The organism is Lysobacter sp. CA199 (assembly GCF_052078715.1).
In the GTDB taxonomy this organism is placed as follows: Bacteria; Pseudomonadota; Gammaproteobacteria; order Xanthomonadales; family Xanthomonadaceae; genus Lysobacter.
Genome location: NZ_JBQJIL010000005.1, coordinates 229,430 through 253,784, shown reverse-complemented (window position 1 = coordinate 253,784; position 24,355 = coordinate 229,430). Strand labels below are relative to the sequence as shown.

Below are 24,355 nucleotides of genomic sequence, written 5' to 3'. Positions count from 1 at the left end.
GTATCGCAGTCGCGGCTCGCGCCGCTCCTACCCCAACTTCGTCCCCCGGCCTCCCTGTAGGAGCGGCGCAAGCCGCGCCCGCGCCCTCTAGGCCGCGGCGTAAGCAGCAGCACGCTCCGCCACCAGCACACGGCCTACACAACCGCCCGTACCTCTCCCGTCGACACCAAGTCGCCCTCAAGGACGCCGCCCAGGCGGCGCGCCGCAACCCCGTCCTGCGACCGGATTTCCCCCGGATACCTCCCTCCCGACCCGGCCAGTACCCCGGCGTACGCAAGACCGCCGCAGTAACTTCGCTGTGCCGCGTAGGCCTTTAGTACTGCAGTGGCCCGCGTGCGGTTGGCGTGATCGCCTGCACACGCCACAATAGGGTTTTCGCGCATTGCGGAGCCCCACGAACATGGCTGATCTGAAGGAAGCACGCGTCCCCGACATCGGCGACTACGACGGCGTACCCGTCATCGAACTGCTGGTCGCGGTCGGCGACACGGTGACCCAGGATCAAGGCCTGGTCACGCTGGAGTCCGACAAGGCGACCATGGAAGTACCGGCGCCGTTCGCGGGCGTGATCCGCGAACTCAAGGTCAAGATCGGCGATCAGCTGGCCGAAGGCAGTGTGGTGGCGTTGATCGAGCCAACCGAAGGGGACTCGACCGCAGCGCCCGCGAAAGCCGAAGAGCCCGCCAAACCGGCTGCGCCCGCCGCTCCCGCCAAAGCCGAGGCCCCCGCGCCGGCGAAGCAGGAAGCTGCCAAGCCCGAAGCGCCGGCCAAGTCCGAAGCCGCTCCGACGCCCGCCTCGATTCCGGGCGCCAACGCCGGCACCGACCCCGAAGCCATGCCCCCGCGCACCCCGCCGGTCGCTTTCACCGCCGAAGAGTTGATGCCCGACAAGGTGCCGTACGCCAGCCCGGCGGTACGCCTGTTCGCGCGCGAGCTCGGCGTGGACTTGGCGCGCGTCACCGGCAGCGCGCGCGGCGGACGGATCGGCAAGGAAGACGTGCAGTCCTTCGTCAAGGGCGTCATGCAGGGCGGCGGCGGAGCACCGGCCAGCGTCGGCGCGGCGCCGAGCCTGGGCGGCGGCCTGAATCTGCTGCCGTGGCCCAAGGTCGATTTCAGCAAGTTCGGCGAGACCGAAACCAAGCCGCTCTCACGCATCCAGAAGCTCTCCGGCGCCAACCTCGCGCGCAACTGGGCGATGATCCCGCACGTCACCCAGCACGACGATGCCGACATCACCGACCTGGAAGCGCTGCGCGTGGCGCTCAATAAGGAAAACGAGAAGGCCGGCCTCAAGCTGACCATGCTCGCCTTCCTGATGAAGGCTTCGGTTTCGGCGCTGCAGAAGTTCCCGACCTTCAACGCGTCCCTGGACGCGACCGGCGAGAACCTCACGCTGAAAAAGTACTTCCACATCGGTTTCGCCGCCGACACCCCCAACGGCCTGGTCGTGCCGGTGGTGCGCGACTGCGACAAGAAGGGTGTGCTGCAGATCGCGAAGGAAACCGGCGAACTCGCCGCCAAGGCGCGCGACGGCAAGCTCGGCCCGGCCGACATGAGCGGCGGTTGCTTCTCGATCAGCTCGCTCGGCGGTATCGGCGGCACCGCGTTCACCCCGATCGTCAACGCGCCGGAAGTGGCGATCCTGGGCGTGTCCAAGTCGGCGACCCAGCCGGTGTGGGACGGCAAGCAGTTCGCGCCGCGCCTGATCCTGCCGCTGTCGCTGTCTTACGATCACCGGGTCATCGACGGCGCCGCCGCCGCGCGTTTCACCGCGTATCTGGCGCAGTTGTTGGCCGACATGCGCCGCGTGCTGCTGTAACGCCCGCCGAGCCAGGCGCCGTTGCGACGGGCGGCCCCGCGATCGATGCGCGGGGCGGCTCGCGGCGGCGGCTCCGATCCGCGTCGTTCCGTTCGTCCATGCTCGCCGTTCAACAGGATCGCCCGTCGCAATGATTCGTTCTTCGCGTAACGCCTCCGCCTCCCGCCGCCTGGCCTGGTTCGGCCTCGCCGCCGTGCTGGCCGCGCCGTTCGCGCAGGCCGCCGATCAGTGTTCCTTCGCCCTCGGCCGCGGCTGGCCGCCGGCGACCGAGAACCACGGTTCGGCGGTCGAGCAACTGATCGCGGCCAAGTCCGAACCGCGCCTGAGCCTGACCTTCCTGCCCACCCGCGGCGCCGAAAGCGGCCTGCTGTTGATTCCCGCCGCGGGCGACGCCGACTGGACCGTGCGCCATGCGCTGCCCAGCGAGCGCGTGGCGGTATGGAACTCCGCCCGCGCCAGCGGCGCTCTGGAACTGCGCGTGGATCAGGAAGTCGAGAACGAGGAAGCGCCGATACCGGCCGCGCTGGCCCAGCGCGTGGTCGCCACCTGGAAGCGCGCGCTGGAAACCATGGCGCCGCGGGACAAGCCGGCCGAGTTCCAGGACAAGGACCAGTTGCTGTTCGTGGTCGACGGATTGCGCGTCAGCGGCACGCGTCCGGACTGCGGCGCCGGCGAGCCGCTGATGGAGCAGGTCAGCCTGTTGATCGAAGCGTCCAACGAAAGCGCCTCCAAGCGCGAGCGCCGCTGGCGCGCGCTGGGCGAATCGCTGGACGAACTGGACAAGCAATTAGGCGAAGTCGCGGCGCCTTGAACCTCCGCCCGCCCGCGCTCAGGCGCGCGCGGGCCTTTATCGCAGGCGCCGGCCGTCGCGGCGGGCGCCGAACGCACGGTCCGGCCGTGCGCACCCATGGCGGACGCCCACGCGCCCGCACCCGATTCGAAGAGGACGCAGCGCGATGGCCAGCAGCATTGAAGTAAAGGTTCCCGACATCGGCGACTACGACGACGTACCGGTCATCGAATTGCTGGTCGCGGTCGGCGACACGGTCAAGAAGGATCAGGGCCTGGTCACGCTGGAGTCGGACAAGGCGACGATGGAAGTGCCGTCCTCGGCCGACGGCGTGGTCAAGTCGATCAGCGTCAAGGTCGGCGACAAGGTGGCCGAGGGCGCGGTGATCGTGATCCTGGAAGCCGAAGGCGCTGCAACAGGCGCAAGCGACACCAAAGCACCTCTCCCGCCTGCGGGAGAGGTCGCCGCGCCCCGCGCGGCGGGTGAGGGCACGCCGGCCGGCGCGCCCCCATCCCAGCCTTCCCCCGCAAGCGGGGGAAAGAGCGAATCCACCGCGAGCGCGGCATCGAATGCCCCCTCCACGCCCGCGCCGACCGCTGCCGCCGCGAGCGGCCGCAAGGCCGACGTCGAGTGCCGCATGCTCGTGCTCGGCTCCGGCCCCGGCGGCTACACCGCCGCGTTCCGTTCGGCCGATCTCGGCCTGGATACGGTGCTGGTCGAGCGCTACGCCAGCCTCGGCGGCGTCTGCCTCAACGTCGGCTGCATACCGTCCAAGGCGCTGCTGCATGCCGCCGCGGTGATCGATGAGGCCGAGCACGCCAGCGACTACGGCGTCAGCTTCGCCAAGCCGAGCATCGACCTGGACGCGCTGCGCAAGTACAAGGAAAAAGTGGTCGGCCAGCTGACCAAGGGCCTGGCCGGCATGGCCAAGCAGCGCAAGGTGCGCGTGGTCGCCGGCACCGGCACGTTCGTCTCGCCCAACGAACTGGAAGTCAAAGGTGAGGGCGGCACCCAGTTGATCCGCTTCGAGCAATGCATCATCGCTGCCGGTTCGCAGGCGGTGAAGCTGCCGGGCTTCCCGTGGGACGACAAGCGCGTGATGGATTCCACCGACGCGCTGGAGCTGGCCGATATTCCGAACAAGCTGCTGGTCGTCGGCGGCGGCATCATCGGTCTGGAAATGGCCACCGTGTACCGCGCGCTGGGCAGCGAAGTCACCGTGGTCGAGTTCATGGACCAGTTGATGCCGGGCGCCGATCCGGATCTGGTCAAGCCGCTCGCCGATCGGCTGAAGAAGCAGGGCGTGGCGGTGTATCTGAAGACCAAGGCCGCCGGTACCGAAACGTTGAAGGAAGGCATCAAGGTCAATTTCGAAGGCGAAAAAGCCCCCGAGGCGCAGGTCTACGATCGCGTGCTGGTCGCGGTGGGCCGTTCGCCCAACGGCGGCAAGATCGGCGCCGACAAGGCCGGCGTGACCGTCACCGAACGCGGCTTCATTCCGGCCGACCGGCAGATGCGCACCAACGTGCCGCACATCTTCGCCATCGGCGATCTGGTCGGTAATCCGATGCTCGCGCACAAGGCCACGCACGAAGGCAAGCTCGCCGCCGAAGTCGCCGCCGGCGAGAAGAAAGAGTGGGTGGCGCGAGTGATCCCGTCGGTGGCCTACACCGATCCGGAAATCGCCTGGGTCGGCGTCACCGAAACCGAAGCCAAGGCCAAGGGCCTGAAGGTCGGCATCGGCAAATTCCCGTGGGCCGCCAGCGGCCGCGCGATCGGCATTGGCCGCACCGAAGGCTTCACCAAGCTGATCTTCGATGAAGCCAGCCAACGCATCGTCGGCGGCGGCATCGTCGGCGTGCACGCCGGCGATCTGATCGCCGAAGTCGGTCTGGCGATCGAAATGGGTTGCGAAGTCGCCGATATCGGGCACACCATCCATCCACATCCGACTCTCAGCGAGTCGGTCGGCATGGCCGCGGAGGTGTTCGATGGAACGATCACGGATTTGTATATCCCCAAGAAAAAGGGGTAAGGCCAGCGCGCTGGCGCTAGCGTTGGTCGTCGGCTTTTACGCGATGCAAGCGGCGGCCCTGTCCTGAGGCCGCCGCCCCAACCCCAGGACGAAGACTATCGTGCCTGCCCGCAGGGGCAGGCCTGGATGGACGGCGCCCGCGCGCGGATGCAGCGGGCGCGCCTGCGCCAGCCGGCATCGCCGCCGCGCGATCCGGCGTTGCGCGAAACCGTGCGGCGCTTGAGCGCTCTGGCTTTGCACGGCGGCTATGGCAGCCAGAGCGCCTCGCACGACGCCGTTTCCGCGGCTCTGGCTGCGGCGGCCGCCGCTGCGGATGCGGCAGCCGCAGCCGCGGCCGCAACACCTCCCGGCGCGACGCCTGCCCATCGCAAGGAATCCCGTGCGCCCGAACCGCGCGTGTCGGTGGCCCAGGCACGGACAGCGGCGCAGCAACTGCGCGAGATCCTGCAGCGCCGGCCAATGCCCGGCGTCGACGAGATCGGCGCGGATGGCGTCGAGGCGTTGTGGAGTGGGATTTACCGCGACCGCGACGACAGCGGGCGCCAATTGCGGCTGGCCGAAGCCTTCCTCGAGACGCAGCGGCGGATGCCCGGCGCGGGCGGATATCTGATCCGCGAGGCGATGGAGCGGGTCGATCAACTGCGCCTGGCCGAAGGCCGGCTCCAGCGCTATGGCACCCAGTTCGACATCGTCGACGGCAAGGTCGCGCCGCGGCCGGTCGAAAGCGCGCAAGCGGCCGAGGCCTACCGCAGCGAATTCGAGCGCATGCCTTTGGCGCTGGAGGCATGCCTGCGCGGGCGCTTGAACAGCCCGCGCGCGTTTGTGCCGGAGCTGTAAGCGACGCCGGCGGGCCTCATCGGAAGACGGCCTCCAGGTCGGATGCTCTGGCTCGATAAGAACCCAGGGCATCGGACCTGAAGGTCCGGCCGCAGTCAGAACGAGAACGTCACGCCGGCCATCGGCCCCTTGAAACGCTGGTCCAGGCCGACCACGCCGTCGTTGCCGCTGCGCTTGGCGTCGATCTTGAACCAGTCGTAGCCGGCGAACACGCCGAAGCTTTCGGTGAAACGGTATTCGACCAAGGCATTGGCGCGGCTGATGTCGCCGTCGTAATCGCCGAAATCGCCCCAGCCCGCGTCGAGGTACTGGCCTTGCACGACGAAACGCCAATGTTCGTTCGGCGACAAGGTCAGGCGCGAGCCGACCACCGGCGCGTAGCCGTCGTCGCTGGAACTGGTGCGGTAGCTGCTGGTGCCGGCTTCGGCGTTGAGCTTGCCTTCCAACTTGGCGTACTCCACGCCGATCTGCAGGCCCCAGCTCACCGTGTCGGTTTCCACCACCGCGTAGTCGTACATCACGCTGGCCAATTGGAACTTGGTCTTGGCCTGGGCGAAGCTGCCGGCCGGAATGGTGGTGTCGTCGAAGGAGATGTTCTCGCTCAGCGTGGCGCGCTTGCTCTTGTCGTAGCTCCAATAGTTGAACAGCAAGCGGTTGCGTTCGCTGAAGCGGAACAGGCCCTCGATGCGCGGCACGGTTTCCTTGCTGCCGAAATCGAAGTCCTGGCTGAACCGGTAGGGCTGGCCGCGGAAATTGGTGCCGGCGCTGAGTTCGCCGCTGGTGTCGACCGACATCGCGCCCAGTCGCACGGTGAAACGATCGTCTTCGGCGTGCGCAGGCAGCGCGAACGTGGCGCCCGTCGCGGCCAGCGCGAGCGTCAATGGAAGAAGTTTGTAAGTCACAGGGTCACTCCGTATGCGGGGGATGCAGCACAGTTCATGTACTGGTGCGTACATGAATGCCGTCGCCGGAGTGGAGTGGTCGTGAAAAAAACGGGAGCGGCCGAAACGGCAAAGTCGAACTTGCGGAAAAGGTGATAACGCTCACAAAAGACGAAGCCCCGGCGGGTCATGCCGGGGCTTCGGGGTGCCCACCGCTGCTTTTGCCATTGACGAGGAGAGAGAGGCGGCGGGCGTTCACTGATACTGACCGGAGCTTCGATAAAAGGTTCCGCAGTTCGTCAAAGATTTCGATCAAGTCGTCAGCGCGCCACCCGAATTTGCTGAACCGGCAAGCGCGGCTTCGGCGCGGCGGCGCTCGATGCGCTTCCACACCTTTTCGTGCAGATGGAACGCGACCGTGTTGCAGGCCGGTTCCACCAGGGCCAGCGCGCCGCCGACCCAGACGCTGCCGGTCATCAGGTAGCCGACCAGGAAGGCGACGCAGAAATGGACGGCGGCGAAGCTGAGGGTCTTGCTCATGGCAGTGATCTAGATGAGAATGATTCTCAACATGCGCCGACCCTGGGGAAAAGCAAATCGATTCTCGCAACCGGTTCGATAGCCTTCAGCTATGGCGAGCCGGCCTGGCGCAGCCTTGCTTACCTGGGAGGTAATTCAACGTCCTAGCGCTGGGCCGCATAGTCGCAGCCATGAAACTGGTCGCGATCGCTGTCGCCGTAACCCAACACAGCGCCTATGGCAGTCCCGTGACTGCCGCCGGTTGCCGCAAAGTCGCTCGCGTTCTATACTTTTGCGGCTCTACCGGGCGCTTTGCGCCAACCCCAGACCGACGAGACCCGCGTGCACGATCCAATGTCCGCAGGCCGCCGGCTAGCGTCGCGCGCGATTGCCTGGCAAGCCGGCGCAACGGCGCTGACGGCGCTGGCCTTCCTCTCCTTCGGCGCGAACTTCGCGCTGGCGGCAGCGGTGGGCGGCGGGGCCGCGGTGGCTGGCAGCCTGGTGGCGGCCAGGATGGCATTGGGGGGAGGCGTGCAACCGGCCGGTGCGGCAGTAGGGCGGTTGTTGGCCGGAGTCATATTCAAGTGGGTGGCGGTCTTGATGGTGTTCGGACTCGGTATGGTCCGATGGCATCTGCCGCCGCTACCAATGCTGGTGGGATTGCTGGCGGCGACGCTGGCCTTCGTACTGGCCAATCTTTTGAAACGATAAGGTGTCTTTCGTGAGTGAACAGACCGGTTCGGGCGGCCTGAACGAATACATCACGCACCATTTGACCCACAACACCAGTGAGGTCTTTGGCAGCGATGCATTGTCGAAGTTCAACTTCGACTCGTGGATCGTGGCGTTGGTGCTCGGTCTGGTGTTCATCCTGTGGTTCGGCCTGGCCGCGCGCAAGGCGACGGCAGGCGTTCCCAGCAAGGGTCAGGCCTTCGTCGAGATCATCCTCGAGTTCATCGACGGCCAGGTCAAAGACACCTTCCACGGCGATCGCCGTTCGGTGACGCCGCTGGCGCTGACCATCTTCATGTGGGTCGTGTTCATGAACACGATGGACCTGCTGCCGCTGGATCTGTTCGGCTGGCTGGTCCACACCACCCAAGGCGCGGAAGTCGCGCACCACACTTATTTCCGCGCGGTTCCCACCGCCGATCTCAACACTACCTTCGCGCTGTCGGCCTCGGTGTTCTTCATCCTGATCGGCCACGCCATTTCGGCCAAGGGTGCCGGCGGTTTCGGCAAGGAACTGGTCACCGCGCCGTTCCACGCGCACGGCGTGATGAAGATCGTGCTGGCACCGGTCAATCTGGTCATGAACATCATCGAGTGGCTGGTCAAGCCGGTTTCGCTCGCGATGCGACTGTTCGGCAACATGTACGGCGGCGAGCTGGTGTTCATGCTCATCGCCGGTCTGCTGGGAAGCATCTACACCTTCGTGCCTGGCGTGCTCGCCAACGCCGCCTGGGCGATCTTCCACATCCTGATCATCCTGTTGCAGGCCTTCATCTTCATGATCCTCACGGTCGTCTACATCGCAGGCGCCCGCGAAAGCCATTGATTCGAGCAACGCCCTTTTTCGTTTTACCTATCCGTTTTCCCTTCACCGTTTAGCACTACCTCTACCAGGAGAAGCACCATGCTCGTCGAGAACATCGCCAACGTTCAGGGTCTGACCGCGATCGCGATCGGCATCATCATCGGTCTCGGCGCTCTGGGCGCCTGCCTCGGCATCGCGCTCATGGGCTCGAAGTTCCTTGAATCCGCCGCGCGCCAGCCGGAGCTGGTGCCGATGCTGCAGGGCCGTATGTTCCTGCTCGCCGGCCTGATCGACGCCGCGTTCATCATCGGTCTCGCCGTCGCTCTGTTCTTCGCGTTCGCCAACCCGCTGATCGGAGCCATCAAGCTCGCTGCCGCCGCTGGCTGATCAGGCAGAGCCGTGCCCCCATCGGGGCGCGACTCGGCAACCCGGGCCGGCACTCGCCGGCCCAACGTAAGTAACGTCGAGGACCCGTCATGAATCCCAACATGACTTTCTTCGGCCAGATGCTCTCCTTCGCGATCCTCGTATGGTTCACGATGAAGTTCATTTGGCCGCCGCTGAACGCAGCGATCGAAGCGCGCCAGAAGAAGATCGCCGAAGGTTTGGCGAACGCTGAAGGCGCCGAAGTTCTCATCCAGCAGGCCAAGGCGCAGGCGGATGAGATCGTGCGCGAAGCTCGTACCAAGGCTAACGAAGTCATCGAGCAGGCTCATCAGCGCCACAATCAGATCGTCGATCAGGCCAAGACCGAAGCGATGGTCGAAGGCACGCGTCTGAAGGCAATGGCCGATGCCGAAATCGCCGCGGCATCCGACCGTGCCCGCGAGGATCTGCGCAAGCAGGTGTCCGCGCTGGCCGTGAGCGGTGCCGAAAAGCTGCTCAAGCGCGAGATCGACGCCAACGCCCACAAGGCGTTGCTCGACGAGCTGGCCGCAGAAATCTGATCGGATAGCCCAAGCAGATGAGCCAGAACCTCACCCTCGCCCGTCCGTACGCCCGCGCCGCATTCGCGCTGGCGCGCGAAGCCGGCCGCCCCAGCGAATGGTCGCAAGCGCTCGCCTTCTCGGCGCGCATCGCGGCCGATCCGCAGGTGCAATCGCTGCTCGGTCACCCGCAGCTGACCTCCGGCGACGCCGTCGCCCTGGTCGCGATCGACGGCGCGGAAGAGTCCGTGCAGCGCTTCCTGGCGCTGCTGGCCGACAACCGCCGTTTGCCGCTGCTGCCGGAAATTTCCGGCATGTTCGATGAGCTGCGTGCCGAGGCCGACCGCGTGGTCAAGGCCAAGGTCACCTCCGCGAGCGACCTGCCCGCGGCCGAACTCGATGCGATCAAGGCCGCGCTGACCAAGCGTTTCGGCCGCCAGGTCGAGGTCGAGACGGCGGTCGACGCATCGCTGATCGGCGGTGCGGTGATCGACGCCGGCGACGTGGTGATCGACGGCTCGCTCAAGGGCAAGCTCGCGCGCCTGCAGACGGCGCTGGCCGGTTAATTGCCGGGACCTAAGGAATAGGAAGCAGGGAATCGTCGAAGCTCAAGCTCTTCCGATTCCCGACTCCCGATTCCCGACTCCCGAACCAAAAGAAAGCACCCGCGCGTCGCCCCATCGCGATGCAGGACCAAGGAAACGACAATGGCAAGCACCCAGCTCAACCCGTCCGAAATCAGTGAACTGATCAAGACCCGCATCGAGAAGGTCAAGCTGGCCGCCGAAGCGCGCAACGAAGGCACCGTCACCTCGGTCGCCGACGGCATCGTGCGCATCCACGGCCTGGCTGACGTGATGCAGGGCGAAATGATCGAACTGCCGAACAACACCTTCGCGCTCGCGCTGAACCTGGAGCGCGACTCGGTCGGCGCCGTGGTGCTGGGCGATTACGAACACCTGGGCGAAGGCGACATCGCCAAGACCACCGGCCGCATCCTGGAAGTGCCGGTCGGCCGCGAACTGCTCGGCCGCGTGGTCAACGCGCTCGGCGAGCCGATCGACGGCAAGGGTCCGATCGGCGCGACCCTGACCGCTCCGGTCGAGCGCGTCGCCCCGGGCGTGTTGTGGCGCAAGTCGGTTGACCAGCCGGTGCAGACCGGCTACAAGACCGTCGACGCGATGATCCCGATCGGCCGCGGCCAGCGCGAGCTGATCATCGGCGACCGTCAGACCGGCAAGACCGCGATGGCGATCGACGCGATCATCAACCAGAAGGGCACCGGTATTAAGTGCATCTACGTCGCGATCGGCCAGAAGGCCAGCTCGATCGCCAACGTGGTGCGCAAGCTCGAAGAGAACGGCGCGCTGGCGCACACCATCGTGGTCGCCGCGACCGCGTCCGAATCGGCTGCGATGCAGTACATCAGCGCCTACTCGGGCTGCACCATGGGCGAGTTCTTCCTCGATCGCGGCGAAGACGCGCTGATCGTGTACGACGATCTGTCCAAGCAGGCCGTGGCCTACCGCCAGATCTCGCTGCTGCTGCGCCGTCCGCCGGGCCGCGAAGCCTACCCGGGCGACGTGTTCTACCTGCACAGCCGCCTGCTCGAGCGCGCCGCGCGCGTCAACGAGGACTACGTCGAGAAGTTCACCAACGGCGAAGTCAAGGGCAAGACCGGTTCGCTGACCGCGTTGCCGATCATCGAAACCCAGGCCGGCGACGTCTCGGCGTTCGTTCCGACCAACGTGATCTCGATCACCGACGGCCAGATCTTCCTGGAAACCGACCTGTTCAACGCCGGCATCCGCCCGGCCGTGAACGCCGGTATCTCGGTGTCGCGCGTCGGCGGCGCCGCTCAGACCAAGATCGTCAAGAAGCTGTCGGGCGGCATCCGTATCGCGCTCGCCCAGTACCGCGAGCTGGCTGCGTTCGCGCAGTTCGCTTCCGACCTGGACGAAGCCACCCGCAAGCAGCTCGAGCGCGGCCAGCGCGTCACCGAGCTGATGAAGCAGAAGCAGTACGCGCCGATGCCGATCGCCCTGCAGTCGCTGTCGATCTACGCGGTCGACAAGGGCTACATGGACGAAGTGCCGGTGGCCAAGATCGGTGCGTTCGAAGAAGCGCTGCACGCGCACTTCGTCAACACCGCCGGCGAGTTGGTCAACAAGATCAACACCACCGGCGATTGGAACGACGAGATCGAAGGCGCCTTCAAGAAGGGCATCGAAGAGTTCAAGCAGACCGGGACCTGGTGAGGTCGGTGAAGCGGGACTAGGGAGTAGGGGTTAGGGAACTGCGGAGCCAAGCGGCCGGCAGTTCCCCGCGAAACCCCAGTCCCCCAACCCCGCTTTCAAACCCCAATCCCCTAAAGCGAGCAAAGCGAGCGAACAATGGCCGGCGGCAGAGAAATCAAAACCAAGATCAAGAGCGTGCAGAACACCCGCAAGGTGACGCGCGCGCTCGAAATGGTCTCGGCTTCCAAGATCCGCAAGGCGCAGGATCGGATGAAGACCTCGCGCCCGTACGCGCGCGTGATCAAGCAGGTGATCGGTCACTTGGCCCAGGCCAATTCCGACTACCAGCATCCGTACATGGTCGAGCGTAAGGATCCCAAGCGCGTCGGCTACGTGATCGTGTCGTCCGACCGCGGCCTGGCCGGCGGTCTGAACAACAACATGTTCCGCAAGCTGCTCGGCGAGTTCCGCAAGTGGCAGGAGCAGGGCGTCGAGATCGACGTGGTGACCATCGGCCAGAAGGCTTCGGTGTTCTTTCGTCGCATCAAGGTCAACATGCTGGCTTCGGTGACCCACCTGGGCGACCAGCCGCACGTGGAACAGTTGGTCGGCGTGATCAAGGTCATGCTCGATGCGTACAGCGCGGGCAGCATCGACCGCGTGTTCGTCTGCTACAACGACTTCGTCAACACCATGACCCAGCGGGCGGCGTTCGATCAGCTGCTGCCGCTGCCGGCGCCGGAAGCCCAGGTCGCCAAGCACGACTGGGACTACATCTACGAACCCGATGCGCAGACCGTGCTCGATCACGTGCTGACCCGCTACATCGAGTCGCTGGTGTACCAGGCGGTGCTGGAGAACGTGGCGTCCGAGCATGCCGCGCGCATGGTCGCGATGAAGTCGGCGAGCGACAACGCGACCAAGCTGATCGGCACCTTGAACCTGGTCTACAACAAGGCCCGTCAGGCCGCGATCACCCAGGAAATCTCCGAAATCGTCGGCGGCGCCGCGGCGGTCTAATCCATCCGGTGGGCGCGGCCAGGGGCCTGCGACCACGAGCAGCATTTGAAAGTTACTGAGGAATCAAAGATGAGCAGCCAGGGCAAGATCGTTCAGATCATCGGTGCGGTCGTCGACGTCGAGTTCCCGCGCGAGTCCGTGCCGCGCGTGTACGACGCATTGAAGGTCGAGAACACCGCCATCACCCTCGAAGTGCAGCAGCAGCTCGGCGACGGCATCGTCCGCGCGATCGCGCTGGGCTCCACCGACGGTCTCAAGCGCAACCTGATCGCGACCAACACCGGCCGTCCGGTCTCGGTGCCGGTCGGCGTAGGCACGCTGGGTCGCATCATGAACGTGCTCGGCGAGCCGATCGACGAACGCGGCCCCGTCCACACCGACGTGCAGTGGGAAATCCACCGCCCGGCGCCGGACTACGCCGATCAGTCCTCGGGCAACGAGCTGCTGGAAACCGGCATCAAGGTCATCGACCTGATGTGCCCCTTCGCCAAGGGCGGCAAGGTCGGCCTGTTCGGCGGCGCCGGCGTAGGCAAGACGGTCAACATGCTCGAGCTGATCAACAACATCGCGACCCAGCACTCGGGTCTGTCGGTGTTCGCCGGCGTGGGCGAGCGGACCCGCGAAGGTAACGACTTCTATCACGAGATGAGCGACGCCAAGGTCATCGTGCAGGAAGACCTGTCGAAGTCGAAGGTGGCGATGGTGTACGGCCAGATGAACGAGCCGCCGGGCAACCGTCTGCGCGTCGCGCTGACCGGCCTGACCATGGCCGAATACTTCCGCGACGAAAAGGACGCCAACGGCAAGGGCCGCGACGTGCTGTTCTTCGTCGACAACATCTACCGCTACACCCTGGCCGGTACCGAAGTGTCGGCGCTGCTGGGCCGCATGCCGTCGGCGGTGGGCTACCAGCCCACGCTCGCCGAGGAAATGGGCGTGCTGCAGGAGCGCATCACCTCGACCAAGACCGGTTCGATCACCTCGATCCAGGCCGTGTACGTTCCCGCGGACGACCTGACCGACCCGTCGCCGGCGACCACCTTCGCCCACCTCGACGCCACCGTCGTGTTGAGCCGTAACATCGCGTCCCTGGGTATCTACCCGGCGGTCGATCCGCTCGACTCCACCTCGCGTCAGCTCGACCCGAACGTGGTCGGCGCCGAGCATTACGACACCGCGCGCCGCGTCCAGGCCACCTTGCAGAAGTACAAGGAGCTCAAGGACATCATCGCGATCCTGGGCATGGACGAGCTGTCGGAAGAAGACAAGACCGCCGTGGCCCGCGCCCGTAAGATCGAGCGCTTCTTCTCGCAGCCGTTCCACGTCGCCGAAGTGTTCACCGGCGCGCCGGGCAAGTACGTGTCGCTGAAGGAAACCATCCGCGGCTTCAAGGGCATCTGCGACGGCGAATACGATCACCTGCCGGAACAGGCGTTCTACATGGTCGGCGGTATCGAAGAAGCGGCCGAGAAAGCCAAGAAGATGGGCGTGGGCTGAGTGGAGCAGAAGCGGGATTAGGGAATGGGGGTTGGGGAACTGGAGTTTTCGGTTCCGGTCGATCCCCGATCCTGCGTAACTGCAGTTCCCCAACCCCGCTTCTAGACCCCGCTTTTCAAGCCCCGCCTCATCACTCCGAACGAGACCCACCACCATGGCCACTACCTTCCGTTGCGACATCGTCAGCGCCGAGGAAGAAATCTTCCACGGTGAGGCGACGCTGCTCGTCGCCACCGGCGAGATCGGCGAACTCGGCATCGCGCCGCGCCATGCGCCGCTGATCACGCGTCTGAAGCCCGGCAAGGTCGTGGTGACCCTGCCGAACGGCGAGCAGCTGGATTTCGCCGTGTCCGGCGGTATCCTGGAAGTGCAGCCGCAGGTCGTGACCGTGTTGGCCGACACCGCGATTCGCGCTCAGGACATCGACGAAGCCGCCGTGCGCGCCGCCAAGGAAGAAGCCGAACGCGCGCTGGCCAACCGCGGTCCGCAGATGGACGTTGCCGAAGCTCAGGCCAAGCTCGCCGAAGCGATGGCGCAGCTGCAGGCGCTGGAGCGTCTGCGCAAGAACATGCGGCACTGACCGGTCGGCCGCTTCACGACGCTTACGAAAACGCCGGCCTTGCGCCGGCGTTTTTCGTTGGGGGATGGAGCGGGGAAGAAAGGCGGGGTTGGGGAAGTCGAATCATGTTGATCGGGACGATCAACCAGAACCGAAGCCTTACAGTCCCCAACTCCTAACGCCTAACCCCGCACCAACCCCAACACCAACCAGAGCTCAACGCCGATAAACCCAGTAACGCGAAACCATGAAGCCCACGCCGGCCAGGGTGATTTCGATCGCCGGCTTGGCGAGCCAAGTCCAGCGCAAGCCCGCATGGCTGTTGACCAGGCTGACCGCCGCGGTGCTGGCGAGAGTGGTGCAGATCCACAGGGTCGCGAAGCGGGCGAACTGGCGCCGGCCGACCGTGGTGTCTTCGCTGGCGAAGGTGAAGCGGCCGTTGAGCCAGAAGCCGAGCGCGGCGCCGCTGACGCGGCCGGCCAGATTCGCCGCTTCCACCGGCAGGCCCATATGGCTCAAGGCCACCATCACGGTCCAGTCGACGCAGTACTGCAACGCGCCGAACATCAGGTAGTTGCGCCCTTGCCGGGTCAGGCTCACGCGTGCGCCTCGGGGCCCGGGCAGGGACATGCGGAGCATGGACGGCGGAGCGAAGCGGGGGGCGGGGCCATGCCTCTATTCTAGCCAGACGCTCCCGCCCGGACCCTGTACCATCGCGCCATTCCACCCTCGGCACTACGGAGCGCCGGCTTGCGCAGCGCGGTCCTGATCCCCTGTTACAACGAAGCCAGCACGGTCGCCAAGGTCGTTGCCGACTTTCGCCGCGCGCTACCCGAGGCGCAGGTCTGGGTGTTCGACAACGCCAGCACCGACGGCACCGCCGAACTGGCGCGCCAGGCCGGAGCGCAGGTGTACCGGGTGTCGGCCAAGGGCAAGGGCAACGTGGTCCGGGCGATGTTCCGCGAGGTCGAGGCCGACGTCTATCTGATGGTCGACGGCGACGATACCTATCCGGCCGATCACGCGCGCGTCTTGCTCGAAGACATCGTCGACGGCCGCGCCGACATGGTCGTGGGCACCCGGCTGGAGCAACACGACAGCGCATCGTTCCGGCGTTTCCACGGCTTCGGCAACAAGCTGGTGCGTTGGAGCATCGGCCGCCTGTTCGGCCAGCCGGTGCGCGACGTGCTGTCGGGCTATCGCGCGTTTTCGCGCCGCTTCGTCAAGTCGATGCCGGTGCTTTCGCGCGGATTCGAGATCGAAACCGAGATGACGGTGTTCGCGATGGCGAACGCCTTCGTGTTGACCGAACGCACCGTGCCTTATGGGGTGCGTCCGGAAGGCAGCGAATCCAAGCTCAGCACCTTCCGCGACGGATTCCGGGTGCTGCGCACGATCGGATTTCTGTTCAAGGATCTGCGTCCGCTGCTGTTCTTCGGCGTCGCCGCATTGCTGGTCGGTCTGGCCAGCCTGGGTTTCGGCGCGTTCGTGATCCACGAGTTCGGCCGCACCGGCGAAGTCACCCATCCCTCCACGGCGGTGCTCGCCGCGGCGCTGGCGCTGACCTCGTTCATCCTGCTCGCCACCGGGCTGATCCTGGATACGGTGAATCGGCGCTCGAACGAAATCCTGCGGCTGATCACCGATCAGGTGGTGCGCTACAAATCCGAGTGATGCGACCGGCGCGCGGCGCGGTTATTTCTCGGTCGTGCAGATCGGCTTGAACGACGCGCGCGCCAGCGGGCACAGCTCGATTTCGGCCAGACTGTCCTCGACCGCCAGACAGGTCCCGCCGACGCTCAGACCGTACAAGGCGATGCGATCGGCGGCCGGGTAATCCACTTGCTCCGGGCGCAGCAGCCACAACGGCCCGGCATGACCGGCGATGGTGCGTTCCACCCGTTCCTGCAGGCGCGTGCAGCGCTGCGGATCCATGAAGTTGTTGCGGATCGCCATCGCCGGCACCTCCGCCGGCAGGAACGCGACCGCGTGTCCGATCGGCGAGTCGGTACTGGTCAGCACGATGCTGTCGTTGGGCAGCGGCGGGAATCGGACTTCGATCATCGGCGAGCGGTACGGATCGCGGCCCCAACTGGGGTGCTTGGTCGGCGCCACCACCAACACCATCGCCACCAGCATCGCGGTGCGGGTCCAACGCCAGGCGAACAGCATCGACACCGTCCCGACGATCAGCGCCGAGAACAACAGTTCCAGCGGCAGCAGGTAACGGTAGATGCTTTGGATGAGCAGCCAGGAGAGGTAGCTGATCAAGACGAAGGCGAGCAGCGGCCAGCGCAGCGCGGCGGCATTGTGTTCGGCGGCCGCCAGCGCGACGGCCGGCGCGACCGCATCGGCCGATGCGGTGTTCGCCGCGCCCGCGGCGGGGCCGGCGACGGCAGCGAGCGCGCGGTCGCGGCGCAGCCACATCCAGCCGCCGAGCGCGAGCAGGCCGAGCAGCACGCGCGGATCGGCCAACACCTGCTCGGAGAAATTACGGCTGCGGCGCAGCAATCGCAGCGGCGAGTCGAGCATTTCGAGCGGACTCTTGGGCAGGTAGCGCAGGTCGCGCCACGCATCGGGGACGGTGTCGGGCGAGAGGAACCAATGATTGAAATACGGAAACAGCGGATTGCCGTGTTCGCGCCACAGATACCAGCCCCACGGGCCCCAGCACAGCGCCGCCCCGACGCCGCCGCCCAGCGCCAGCGCGCCGACGCGCAGCGGCAACTGGCGCACCGGCCCGGCGATCAGCGCCGCGGCGATGAAACCCAGGCAGTAGGTGATGCCGGTGAGCTTGAGGCCGGCCGCGGCGCCGGCGAACAGGCCGACCGGCAGCCAGGTCGCGACAGGCCCCCGCCGCCCTTGCGAGCGCGCCCACCAGTACACCGCGCCGAGCACGAACGCGCCGACGAACTGGTCGTTGAAGGTCGCCCCGGTGCTCGGATACGCCGCAGCGCCGGTGATCAGAACGAATCCGGCGATCCAGGTGCGCGCGCGGCTGCGCTGGGCCGGCATCAGGGTATCGAGCAGGCGCAGGCCGAAATACAGGCCCAGAACGCAGGGAATCGCCAGCCACACGGTGATCGGCACGCCGCCCAGGCCGGCCCGGACCATCAGCGCGAAGGGAATGTCGACGATGGGGTTGTGCCAGGTCTGCAACTGCGCCGCCGCGATGTCGCCGTCCAGGCGCCCCTCCATCCAGGCCAGGGGCGCGTACAGGTGATAGTTGCGCAGGTCCCAGTTCGCGTCCTGGCGCAGTGCTATCGCCGCGAGCGCGGTGAAGAATAGGGCGACCAGGACGGCGGTTCGCCAGGAAGCGCGCTCAGCGGGCATGCAGGGTCCTAGGTGGGGCAATTGATAAGATTCGGCCCAGACGGGGGGCCCACGTCAAGTAACCGAAGGTAAGGAAGATTTCATACATGGCTCATGAGTCGATGAACCCGTTGCACGTCGTCATTCTCGCCGCTGGCGAGGGCAAACGCATGAAGTCGGCGACGGCCAAGGTGCTGCAGAAGATCGCCGGCCGGCCGATGCTGGCGCATGTGATCCAGACCGCGCGCGCGCTGCGCCCGGCCGGCATTCACGTGGTCTACGGCCACGGCGGCGAACAGGTGCGGCAGGCCTTCGTGGGCCAGTCCGATCTGCACTGGTCCGAACAGGCCCAGCGCCTGGGCACCGGTCACGCGGTCCAGCAGGCGATGCCGGACGTGCCGCAGGACGCGCGGGTGCTGGTGCTGTACGGCGACGTGCCGCTGATCGCCGCCGACACCTTGCACCGGCTGCTGGCCTCGCCGGGCCGCCTGGCGGTGTTGGTGGCCGACCTGGACGATCCGAGCGGCTACGGCCGCATCGTGCGCGATCCCGAAGGTCGGGTCGGCCGCATCGTCGAGCACAAGGACGCCGACGAAGAACAGCGCATGATCCGCACCGTCAACACCGGCATCCTGGTCGCCGACGGCGAGCCGCTGCGGCGCTGGCTGGAACGGCTGGGCAACGACAATGCCCAAGGCGAGTATTACCTCACCGACGTGTTCGCCTCGGCCACCGACGAATACAGCGCGGCCGAAATGGTGCACGTGGACGATCCGATTGAGGTCGAAGGCGCCAACGATCCGTGGCAGTTGGCCCAGCTCGAGCGCGCCTACCAGCGCCGCGCCGCGCGCGCGGTCTGCCTGCAGGGCGCGCGCCTGGCCGATCCGTCGCGGTTCGATCTGCGCGGCGAGGTGCGGGTCGGCCAGGACGTGGAGATCGATGTCGACGTGGTTCTGGAAGGCACGGTCGAACTCGGCGATGGCGTGGTCGTGGGCCCGTTCTGCCGGCTCAAGGACGTCAAGCTCGGTGCCGGCACCGTGGTGCGCGCGCATTGCGATCTCGACGGCGTGGTGGTCGAAGGCGCCGCGCAGATCGGCCCGTACTCGCGCCTGCGTCCGGGCACGGTGCTCGCCGACGGCGCGCACGTGGGCAATTTCGTCGAAACCAAGAACGCGCGCATCGGCGTGGCCAGCAAAGCCAATCACCTGACGTACCTGGGCGATGCGGTGATCGGCGCCGGCGTCAACGTGGGCGCGGGCACCATCACCTGCAACTACGACGGGGTGAACAAGTCGATCACGACGATCGAGGACGGCGCCTTCATCGGTTCCAATTCCTCGCTGGTGGCGCCGGTGACCATCGGCAAGGACGCGACTATCGCGGCCGGTTCGGTGATCACCAAGCCGGCGCCCGCGGGTGAGCTGAGCATCGGACGCGCGCGCCAAAGCATGGTGGAAGGCTGGAAGCGGCCGACCAAGAAGAAATAGTCGCGGTCTTCGGTCCGCGGCATGACGGAGCCGGCACGCGTGAACCTCAGCATCGATGAAGCCGAGTTGGATCTCGGCTTCGCCAATCCGCTCATCCAGGACCGGCCTTCGATCCTGATCGGCCGTGTCGCCCTGGGCGTCGAGGAGATGCGCCGGCTCGGCGGCAGCGCGGCGCGCGAACTGTTCGTATTCGGAGCCAAGGCGCCGCTGCCGCCGGACCCCAGGTTCGGCGACAGTTGGCGCAATGAGTTTTCGGTGATCGAAACGCCAGCCGGCGAGACCATGCGCGAGCACCGGCTCGCGCAGCGCGGGGCCACGATGTTTCTGGCGCAGGGCGAAGCCGGTCGCTACGACATGGTCGACATGCTCGCGCGCGAAGACATTCGCTTCCTTCACCGCAGGCCCAACTGGAAAGCGTCCGACGCCAGCATCCCGCGAGGTGAGGGTGGGCTGTATCACTTCGCGCGGCAGTTCTACGTACGCGAAACTACCAGCGCGCGCGAATACTTCGGCGCCGGCAGTGCGGTCTATGTTTTCGTGGAGTCGCGCCCGGACGATCGGTTATCGGTGCAGTTGTTCGTCCAGGACATGTCCGAGCAGACCGCCGAGGAGCACTATCGTCTCGAAGCGATGATGGCCGAGTTCGATCGTCATCGTGACGACGGCGAAAAGACCCAAAAGTTGATCCGCGAAGGCGACCGGCATTTCCACGCCTACGTCATGGATCACCCGCGGGTCCAACGCGAAACGCTCGAGTACTTGCTCAAGCACGTCGGCAGCAAGCGCTAGCAGACGCAGATTCTGAAGTTGTTGAAAGCACGGGCGTGAGCCGGTAAGCCCGACGCATCGACTCACTCATGCTCCACGCCGCGGTCGAAACCGCGGCGTGGAGCCCGATGTCGCGACGCCCGCAATTGCGGGCGTCGCCATGCGTCAGCGCGTACCGCCGCCGGCCAGCAATTGCTCGCCGGTGAGCCAGTACGAATCGTCCGAAGCCAGGAACACCGCGATCGATGCGATGTCGTCGGGTTGGCCGATGCGGCCCAGCGGGGTTTGTCCGATCGCCCAGGATTCGAAATCCGAACCGATGAAACCGGCCGAATGCGTGCCCTCGGTTTCGATCATTCCCGGATTGAGCGAATTGACCCGGATCTTGCGCGGGCCGAGTTCGCGCGAGAGCACGCCGGTGATCGCATCCACCGCGCCCTTGGTGCCGGTGTAGACCGCGCTATCGGCGGGAGTGATGCGGCTGACCACCGAACCGATGTTGATGATGCTGGCGCCTTCGCCCAGATGCTTGGATGCAGCCTGGGTGGTCAACAACAGGCCGAGTACGTTGACGTTGAACTGCTGGTGGAAATGCTCCTCGGTGATTTCGGCCAGCGGCGCGAAGGCGTAGACGCCGGAGTTGTTGACCACGGTGTCGAGACGGCCGAACTTTTCGACCGTGGCCTCTACGATGGCCTGCGCATCGGCAGCCTTGGATACATCGCCCTGCACGGCGACGGCCTGGCCGCCGGCGGCTTGAATGGCGGCGACCACGGCGTCGGCGCCGGCCTTGCTGGTGGCGTAATTGACCGCGACCGACGCGCCTTGCGCGGCGAGCGCCTTGGCGATGGCCGCGCCGATGCCCTTGGATGCGCCGGTGACGAGGGCGACTTTGCCTGCGAGTTTGCTCATGACGATGGAGTCCTTTGGTGGGGAATGAAGTGGGGGTAAATTCCAGTAGTTCAGAACATATGAACTATTGAACTAGAAATCAAGGGCCGATAAGATGGGCCCATGAAACCGCTGGTGCACCCCTCGATCGAGGACATCACCGTGGAGGGGGTTCTCCACGCACTGTCCGACCCCGTGCGCGCGGCGATCTACGCTCAGATCGCCGGTTCGGCGTGCGCCCTGAACTGCTCGAACTTCCTGCAGATCAGCGACCGCGAAATCCCCAAGTCCACGCTGTCCCTGCATTTTCGCGCCTTGCGTGAGGCCGGGCTGATCCGCAGCGAGCGGCGCGGGGTGGAGATGCACAACACCACGCGTTGCGCCGAGCTCGAACAGCGTTTTCCCGGACTGCTGCCGGCGATCCTGCAGGCGCACGCCGTCCAAGCGGCTGAACGCGCGCGCGCGGCCAAGCGACGGCAGGCCGCGGCGAAAAAGACCGGTTAACCGGATCGGAAACGTGATTCGGGCCGGATCGCCCGCAACGGGCTCAGTCGGGCAACACCATCGACACGCACAAACCGCCGCCTTCGCGATTGAGCAAGGCGATGCGGCCGCCATGCGCCTCGGCGATTTCGCGTGCCAGCGCCAGACCCAAGCCGGTGCCGTTGCGCTTGGTCGAATAGAACGGCAGCAGGGCGTTGGCGAGCACGGCTTCGTTCATGCCGCTGCCGCGGTCGAGCACGTCGATGCGCCAGCCGTCGGGCATCCGGCGCAGTTGCAGACGCACCTCGTTGGCCGGTGAGCCGGACTCGTGCGCGTTCTTGAGCAGATTGATCAGGCATTGCTCGAGCTGGGCCACGTCCACCCGCACGATCGCCTCGCCTTGCACGCCGTCGAAGGCGAAGTCGACCTGGCTGCGCAGTTGCTCGACGAAACGCGACCATTCGATCGGCTGCAACCGCGGCGAGGGCAATTTGGCGAAGCGCGCATAGTCGCGGATGAAGCCTTCCAGATGCCGCGCGCGGTCTTCGATGGTGTTGAGCGCGGTCGGCAGTTTTTCGTACTGGCCGCGCCGCACCAGCTCGGCGCCCGAATGTGCCAGTGAGGCGATCGGCGCCAGCGAGTTGTTGAGCTCGTGGCTGATCACCCGGATCACTTTCTTCCAGGTCTGCACTTCCTGCCGGCGCAGCTCGGCGGTGAGCTGGCGCAGCAACACCAGTTCGTGGGCGCGGCCGTTGAGGCGGAACACGCGCCGCGACAAGTGATAGATCTCTTCGTTCTCGATATCGCCGACGCTGAACATGCCGTCGCCGCCGCGTTCGATCGCTTCGCGCATCGGCACCGGCGCGCGGGTGAGCAGTTCGGCGAAATCCTGGCCTTCCAGGCGTTTGCCTTCGCCGAGCATCTTGCGCGCCGCCAGATTGCCGTGAACGATCCGTCGCGCCGGGTCGATCAGCATCATCGCCACCGGAGTGTTCTGGACCATGGTGTCGAGCAACAATTCGCGCTGGACCAGGCTCAAGCGCTGTTCGCGCAAGGTGTCGCCCAAGCGGTTGTGGCTGGCGACCAGGTCGCCCAGATCGCCCTTGCCGGGCCAATGGAAGCTGATCGAGTAATCGCCGTCGCGGTAGCTGGCGACCGAGCCGGTCAGCGCGCGGAACAGCGAGTACATCGGCGCGAACGCGCGCTGCACGTGATAGATCAGCAGCGGCGCCAGCACCGCGAGCACGATCGCCAGGGCCCACCAGGGTTGGGCGAGGCGGCGCGAAAGCCACAGCGTCGCCGCCGCGCCGGCCGCGAGATAGGCCAAGGCGATCGCACCGAACACCAGACTCAAGGGGAGGCGGCGCATGATCGCTCCTCAGTCGCGCTTGATGCCGAGCCGTTCCAGGCGCCGGTACAAGGCCTGACGCGACAGGCCCAGTTCGCTCGCGGCCTGGGCCAGCACGCCGCCGGCGCGGTCGAGCGCGGCTTCGATGGTCGCCCGGTCGAGTTCGTCGGCGCCGACGACTACCGTCGCCACGTTCGCCGGCGCGGAGGGCAGGCCGAGATCGGCCGCGCCGATGCTGTCACCGCGCGCCAACAATGCCGCGCGCTGCAAGGTGTTGCGCAGCTCGCGCACGTTGCCGGGCCAGGCGTGTGCGAGCAGGGCGCGTTCGGCGTCCTCGCTCAGGCGCTTGCCGGCGGCCAGCGGATTGTCCTGCAGGAAAAAGCGCGCCAACGGCAGCACGTCGTCGCTGCGCTCGGCCAGCGGCGGCAGGTCGATCTGGATGGTGTTGAGGCGGTAGTAAAGGTCTTCGCGGAAGCGGCCGTCGCGGATCATCGCCGGCAGATCGGCGTTGGTGGCGCTGATCACGCGCACCTTGACCTGGCGTTCGCGGTTGGAGCCCAGCCGTTCGAAACGGCCGGTTTCCAGCACGCGCAGCAATTTCATCTGGCCGGCCGGCGGCAGGTTGCCGATCTCGTCGAGGAACAAGGTCCCGCCGTCGGCGGCTTCGAACTTGCCCTCGCGCATCTTGTTGGCGCCGGTATATGCGCCGGCTTCGCTTCCGAACAACTCGGCTTCGATCAATTCGGTGGGCAGCGCGCCGCAGTTCAGAGTCACGAACGGGCCGGATTTGACCGCGGAATTGGCCTGCACGATCTCGGCGATCTTTTCCTTGCCCGCGCCGTTGGGCCCGGTGATCAGCACCGGCACGTCGGCGCGCGCGACGTGGCAGGCCAACTCGATCACCCGCGCCAGCGGTTCGGAACCGAACACCAGCCCGCGCAGGTTGTAACGCGCTTCGAGTTCGCGATGGGCGCGGCGGCGTTGCCCGTGCAGGCGCGAGACCTCGCGCGTGCTGGCGCCGAGTTCGAGCAGATTCTCCACGCTGGCGAGCAGCTTCTGATCGTCCCAGGGCTTGGCCAGGTAGTCGGCGGCGCCGGCCTTGGCCAGATCCACCGCGATATCCAGATGCGTCCACGCGGTCAACAGGATGATCGGCAAGTCCGGATGGCGCGCGCGGATCGCCCGGAACAAGGCCACGCCTTCTTCGCCGGAGGTGGTGTCGGCGGTGAAGTTCATGTCCTGCAGCACCAGGCCGATGTCTTCGCGCGCGAGCGTGTCCAGCCCTTCGGCCGGCGATTGCGCGGTGATGACCCGGATCTCGCGCAGGCCGAACAGCAGGTCCAGCGCGGTGCCGACCGCCGGGTTGTCGTCGATGACCAGGACCGTGCGCATCGGGGTTCCGTGTGGAG

At 66.2% G+C, this 24,355-nt stretch carries 24 protein-coding genes; 17 read left to right on the top strand and 7 right to left on the bottom strand.

The window, feature by feature from the left end:
* The first annotated feature begins 400 nt into the window (after positions 1–400).
* The 4 genes from ACTOWJ_RS10630 to ACTOWJ_RS10615 all read left to right on the top strand — a co-directional run bounded on the left by ACTOWJ_RS10630 (position 401) and on the right by ACTOWJ_RS10615 (position 5,481).
* A complete protein-coding gene (locus ACTOWJ_RS10630; RefSeq protein WP_441334578.1) occupies positions 401–1,819 on the top strand; it encodes a dihydrolipoyllysine-residue acetyltransferase in 1,419 nt (472 codons plus the stop codon).
* Positions 1,820–1,949: 130 nt separating this feature from the next.
* Positions 1,950–2,630 carry a hypothetical protein gene (locus ACTOWJ_RS10625; RefSeq protein WP_441334577.1) on the top strand — a complete coding sequence of 227 codons (681 nt, stop codon included), beginning with the start codon at positions 1,950–1,952 and terminating at the stop codon, positions 2,628–2,630.
* Between the two features lie 145 nt (positions 2,631–2,775).
* Positions 2,776–4,644 (top strand): dihydrolipoyl dehydrogenase, encoded by a 1,869-nt coding sequence (gene lpdA / locus ACTOWJ_RS10620; protein WP_441334576.1) that lies wholly within the window; start codon positions 2,776–2,778, stop codon positions 4,642–4,644.
* Positions 4,645–4,770: 126 nt separating this feature from the next.
* The gene (locus ACTOWJ_RS10615) at positions 4,771–5,481 is read left to right on the top strand and encodes a hypothetical protein (RefSeq protein ID WP_441334575.1); all 711 of its coding nucleotides are present in this window, start codon (positions 4,771–4,773) and stop codon (positions 5,479–5,481) included.
* Positions 5,482–5,576: 95 nt separating this feature from the next.
* On the opposite strand, the gene ACTOWJ_RS10610 is transcribed toward ACTOWJ_RS10615, so the two are convergent.
* Both ACTOWJ_RS10610 and ACTOWJ_RS10605 read right to left on the bottom strand, forming a co-directional pair.
* The gene (locus ACTOWJ_RS10610) at positions 5,577–6,383 is read right to left on the bottom strand and encodes a hypothetical protein (RefSeq protein ID WP_441334574.1); all 807 of its coding nucleotides are present in this window, start codon (positions 6,381–6,383) and stop codon (positions 5,577–5,579) included.
* A gap of 291 nt (positions 6,384–6,674) precedes the next feature.
* The gene (locus tag ACTOWJ_RS10605) at positions 6,675–6,902 is read right to left on the bottom strand and encodes a DUF2061 domain-containing protein (RefSeq protein ID WP_441334573.1); all 228 of its coding nucleotides are present in this window, start codon (positions 6,900–6,902) and stop codon (positions 6,675–6,677) included.
* 321 nt (positions 6,903–7,223) lie between these two features.
* Here ACTOWJ_RS10605 and ACTOWJ_RS10600 point away from each other — a divergent pair, with 321 nt between their 5' ends.
* The 9 genes from ACTOWJ_RS10600 to ACTOWJ_RS10560 all read left to right on the top strand — a co-directional run bounded on the left by ACTOWJ_RS10600 (position 7,224) and on the right by ACTOWJ_RS10560 (position 14,678).
* Positions 7,224–7,592 carry a hypothetical protein gene (locus ACTOWJ_RS10600; protein WP_441334572.1) on the top strand — a complete coding sequence of 123 codons (369 nt, stop codon included), beginning with the start codon at positions 7,224–7,226 and terminating at the stop codon, positions 7,590–7,592.
* Positions 7,593–7,602: 10 nt separating this feature from the next.
* On the top strand, positions 7,603–8,439 hold the full coding sequence (gene atpB, locus ACTOWJ_RS10595) for a F0F1 ATP synthase subunit A (protein ID WP_441334571.1): 837 nt from the start codon (positions 7,603–7,605) through the stop codon (positions 8,437–8,439).
* Positions 8,440–8,517: 78 nt separating this feature from the next.
* The gene (atpE, locus tag ACTOWJ_RS10590; protein WP_441334570.1) at positions 8,518–8,805 is read left to right on the top strand and encodes a F0F1 ATP synthase subunit C; all 288 of its coding nucleotides are present in this window, start codon (positions 8,518–8,520) and stop codon (positions 8,803–8,805) included.
* An 89-nt stretch (positions 8,806–8,894) separates the two neighbouring features.
* A complete protein-coding gene (locus ACTOWJ_RS10585; RefSeq protein WP_441334569.1) occupies positions 8,895–9,365 on the top strand; it encodes a F0F1 ATP synthase subunit B in 471 nt (156 codons plus the stop codon).
* A 17-nt stretch (positions 9,366–9,382) separates the two neighbouring features.
* Positions 9,383–9,910 (top strand): F0F1 ATP synthase subunit delta, encoded by a 528-nt coding sequence (locus ACTOWJ_RS10580; RefSeq protein WP_441334568.1) that lies wholly within the window; start codon positions 9,383–9,385, stop codon positions 9,908–9,910.
* A 141-nt stretch (positions 9,911–10,051) separates the two neighbouring features.
* Complete coding sequence (gene atpA / locus ACTOWJ_RS10575; RefSeq protein ID WP_441334567.1) at positions 10,052–11,602, top strand: F0F1 ATP synthase subunit alpha; 1,551 nt, start codon at positions 10,052–10,054, stop codon at positions 11,600–11,602.
* A 135-nt stretch (positions 11,603–11,737) separates the two neighbouring features.
* Positions 11,738–12,601 carry a F0F1 ATP synthase subunit gamma gene (gene atpG / locus ACTOWJ_RS10570; protein ID WP_441334566.1) on the top strand — a complete coding sequence of 288 codons (864 nt, stop codon included), beginning with the start codon at positions 11,738–11,740 and terminating at the stop codon, positions 12,599–12,601.
* Positions 12,602–12,670: 69 nt separating this feature from the next.
* On the top strand, positions 12,671–14,098 hold the full coding sequence (gene atpD / locus ACTOWJ_RS10565) for a F0F1 ATP synthase subunit beta (RefSeq protein WP_441334565.1): 1,428 nt from the start codon (positions 12,671–12,673) through the stop codon (positions 14,096–14,098).
* A gap of 154 nt (positions 14,099–14,252) precedes the next feature.
* Complete coding sequence (locus ACTOWJ_RS10560) at positions 14,253–14,678, top strand: F0F1 ATP synthase subunit epsilon (RefSeq protein ID WP_441334564.1); 426 nt, start codon at positions 14,253–14,255, stop codon at positions 14,676–14,678.
* 195 nt (positions 14,679–14,873) lie between these two features.
* Here ACTOWJ_RS10560 and ACTOWJ_RS10555 read toward each other — a convergent pair whose 3' ends face one another.
* Positions 14,874–15,257: a GtrA family protein gene (locus ACTOWJ_RS10555; RefSeq protein ID WP_441334563.1), complete on the bottom strand. Its 384-nt coding sequence runs from the start codon at positions 15,255–15,257 to the stop codon at positions 14,874–14,876.
* 150 nt (positions 15,258–15,407) lie between these two features.
* Between ACTOWJ_RS10555 and ACTOWJ_RS10550 the strand changes: the two genes are divergently transcribed.
* Positions 15,408–16,331, top strand: coding sequence for a glycosyltransferase (locus ACTOWJ_RS10550; protein ID WP_441334562.1), 924 nt, complete (start codon positions 15,408–15,410; stop codon positions 16,329–16,331).
* Positions 16,332–16,352: 21 nt separating this feature from the next.
* On the opposite strand, the gene ACTOWJ_RS10545 is transcribed toward ACTOWJ_RS10550, so the two are convergent.
* On the bottom strand, positions 16,353–17,990 hold the full coding sequence (locus tag ACTOWJ_RS10545) for a hypothetical protein (protein WP_441334561.1): 1,638 nt from the start codon (positions 17,988–17,990) through the stop codon (positions 16,353–16,355).
* A gap of 101 nt (positions 17,991–18,091) precedes the next feature.
* Between ACTOWJ_RS10545 and glmU the strand changes: the two genes are divergently transcribed.
* Positions 18,092–19,456 (top strand): bifunctional UDP-N-acetylglucosamine diphosphorylase/glucosamine-1-phosphate N-acetyltransferase GlmU, encoded by a 1,365-nt coding sequence (gene glmU, locus ACTOWJ_RS10540; protein WP_441334742.1) that lies wholly within the window; start codon positions 18,092–18,094, stop codon positions 19,454–19,456.
* Between the two features lie 39 nt (positions 19,457–19,495).
* Positions 19,496–20,245: a hypothetical protein gene (locus ACTOWJ_RS10535; RefSeq protein ID WP_441334560.1), complete on the top strand. Its 750-nt coding sequence runs from the start codon at positions 19,496–19,498 to the stop codon at positions 20,243–20,245.
* A gap of 144 nt (positions 20,246–20,389) precedes the next feature.
* Here ACTOWJ_RS10535 and ACTOWJ_RS10530 read toward each other — a convergent pair whose 3' ends face one another.
* The gene (locus ACTOWJ_RS10530; protein ID WP_441334559.1) at positions 20,390–21,136 is read right to left on the bottom strand and encodes a glucose 1-dehydrogenase; all 747 of its coding nucleotides are present in this window, start codon (positions 21,134–21,136) and stop codon (positions 20,390–20,392) included.
* Positions 21,137–21,238: 102 nt separating this feature from the next.
* Here ACTOWJ_RS10530 and ACTOWJ_RS10525 point away from each other — a divergent pair, with 102 nt between their 5' ends.
* Complete coding sequence (locus ACTOWJ_RS10525; protein WP_441334558.1) at positions 21,239–21,619, top strand: ArsR/SmtB family transcription factor; 381 nt, start codon at positions 21,239–21,241, stop codon at positions 21,617–21,619.
* 43 nt (positions 21,620–21,662) lie between these two features.
* On the opposite strand, the gene ACTOWJ_RS10520 is transcribed toward ACTOWJ_RS10525, so the two are convergent.
* Together ACTOWJ_RS10520 and ACTOWJ_RS10515 are read right to left on the bottom strand one after the other, a co-directional pair.
* Positions 21,663–22,967, bottom strand: coding sequence for a sensor histidine kinase (locus ACTOWJ_RS10520; protein WP_441334557.1), 1,305 nt, complete (start codon positions 22,965–22,967; stop codon positions 21,663–21,665).
* A gap of 9 nt (positions 22,968–22,976) precedes the next feature.
* Positions 22,977–24,338: a sigma-54-dependent transcriptional regulator gene (locus tag ACTOWJ_RS10515; RefSeq protein ID WP_441334556.1), complete on the bottom strand. Its 1,362-nt coding sequence runs from the start codon at positions 24,336–24,338 to the stop codon at positions 22,977–22,979.
* Positions 24,339–24,355: the final 17 nt, after the last annotated feature.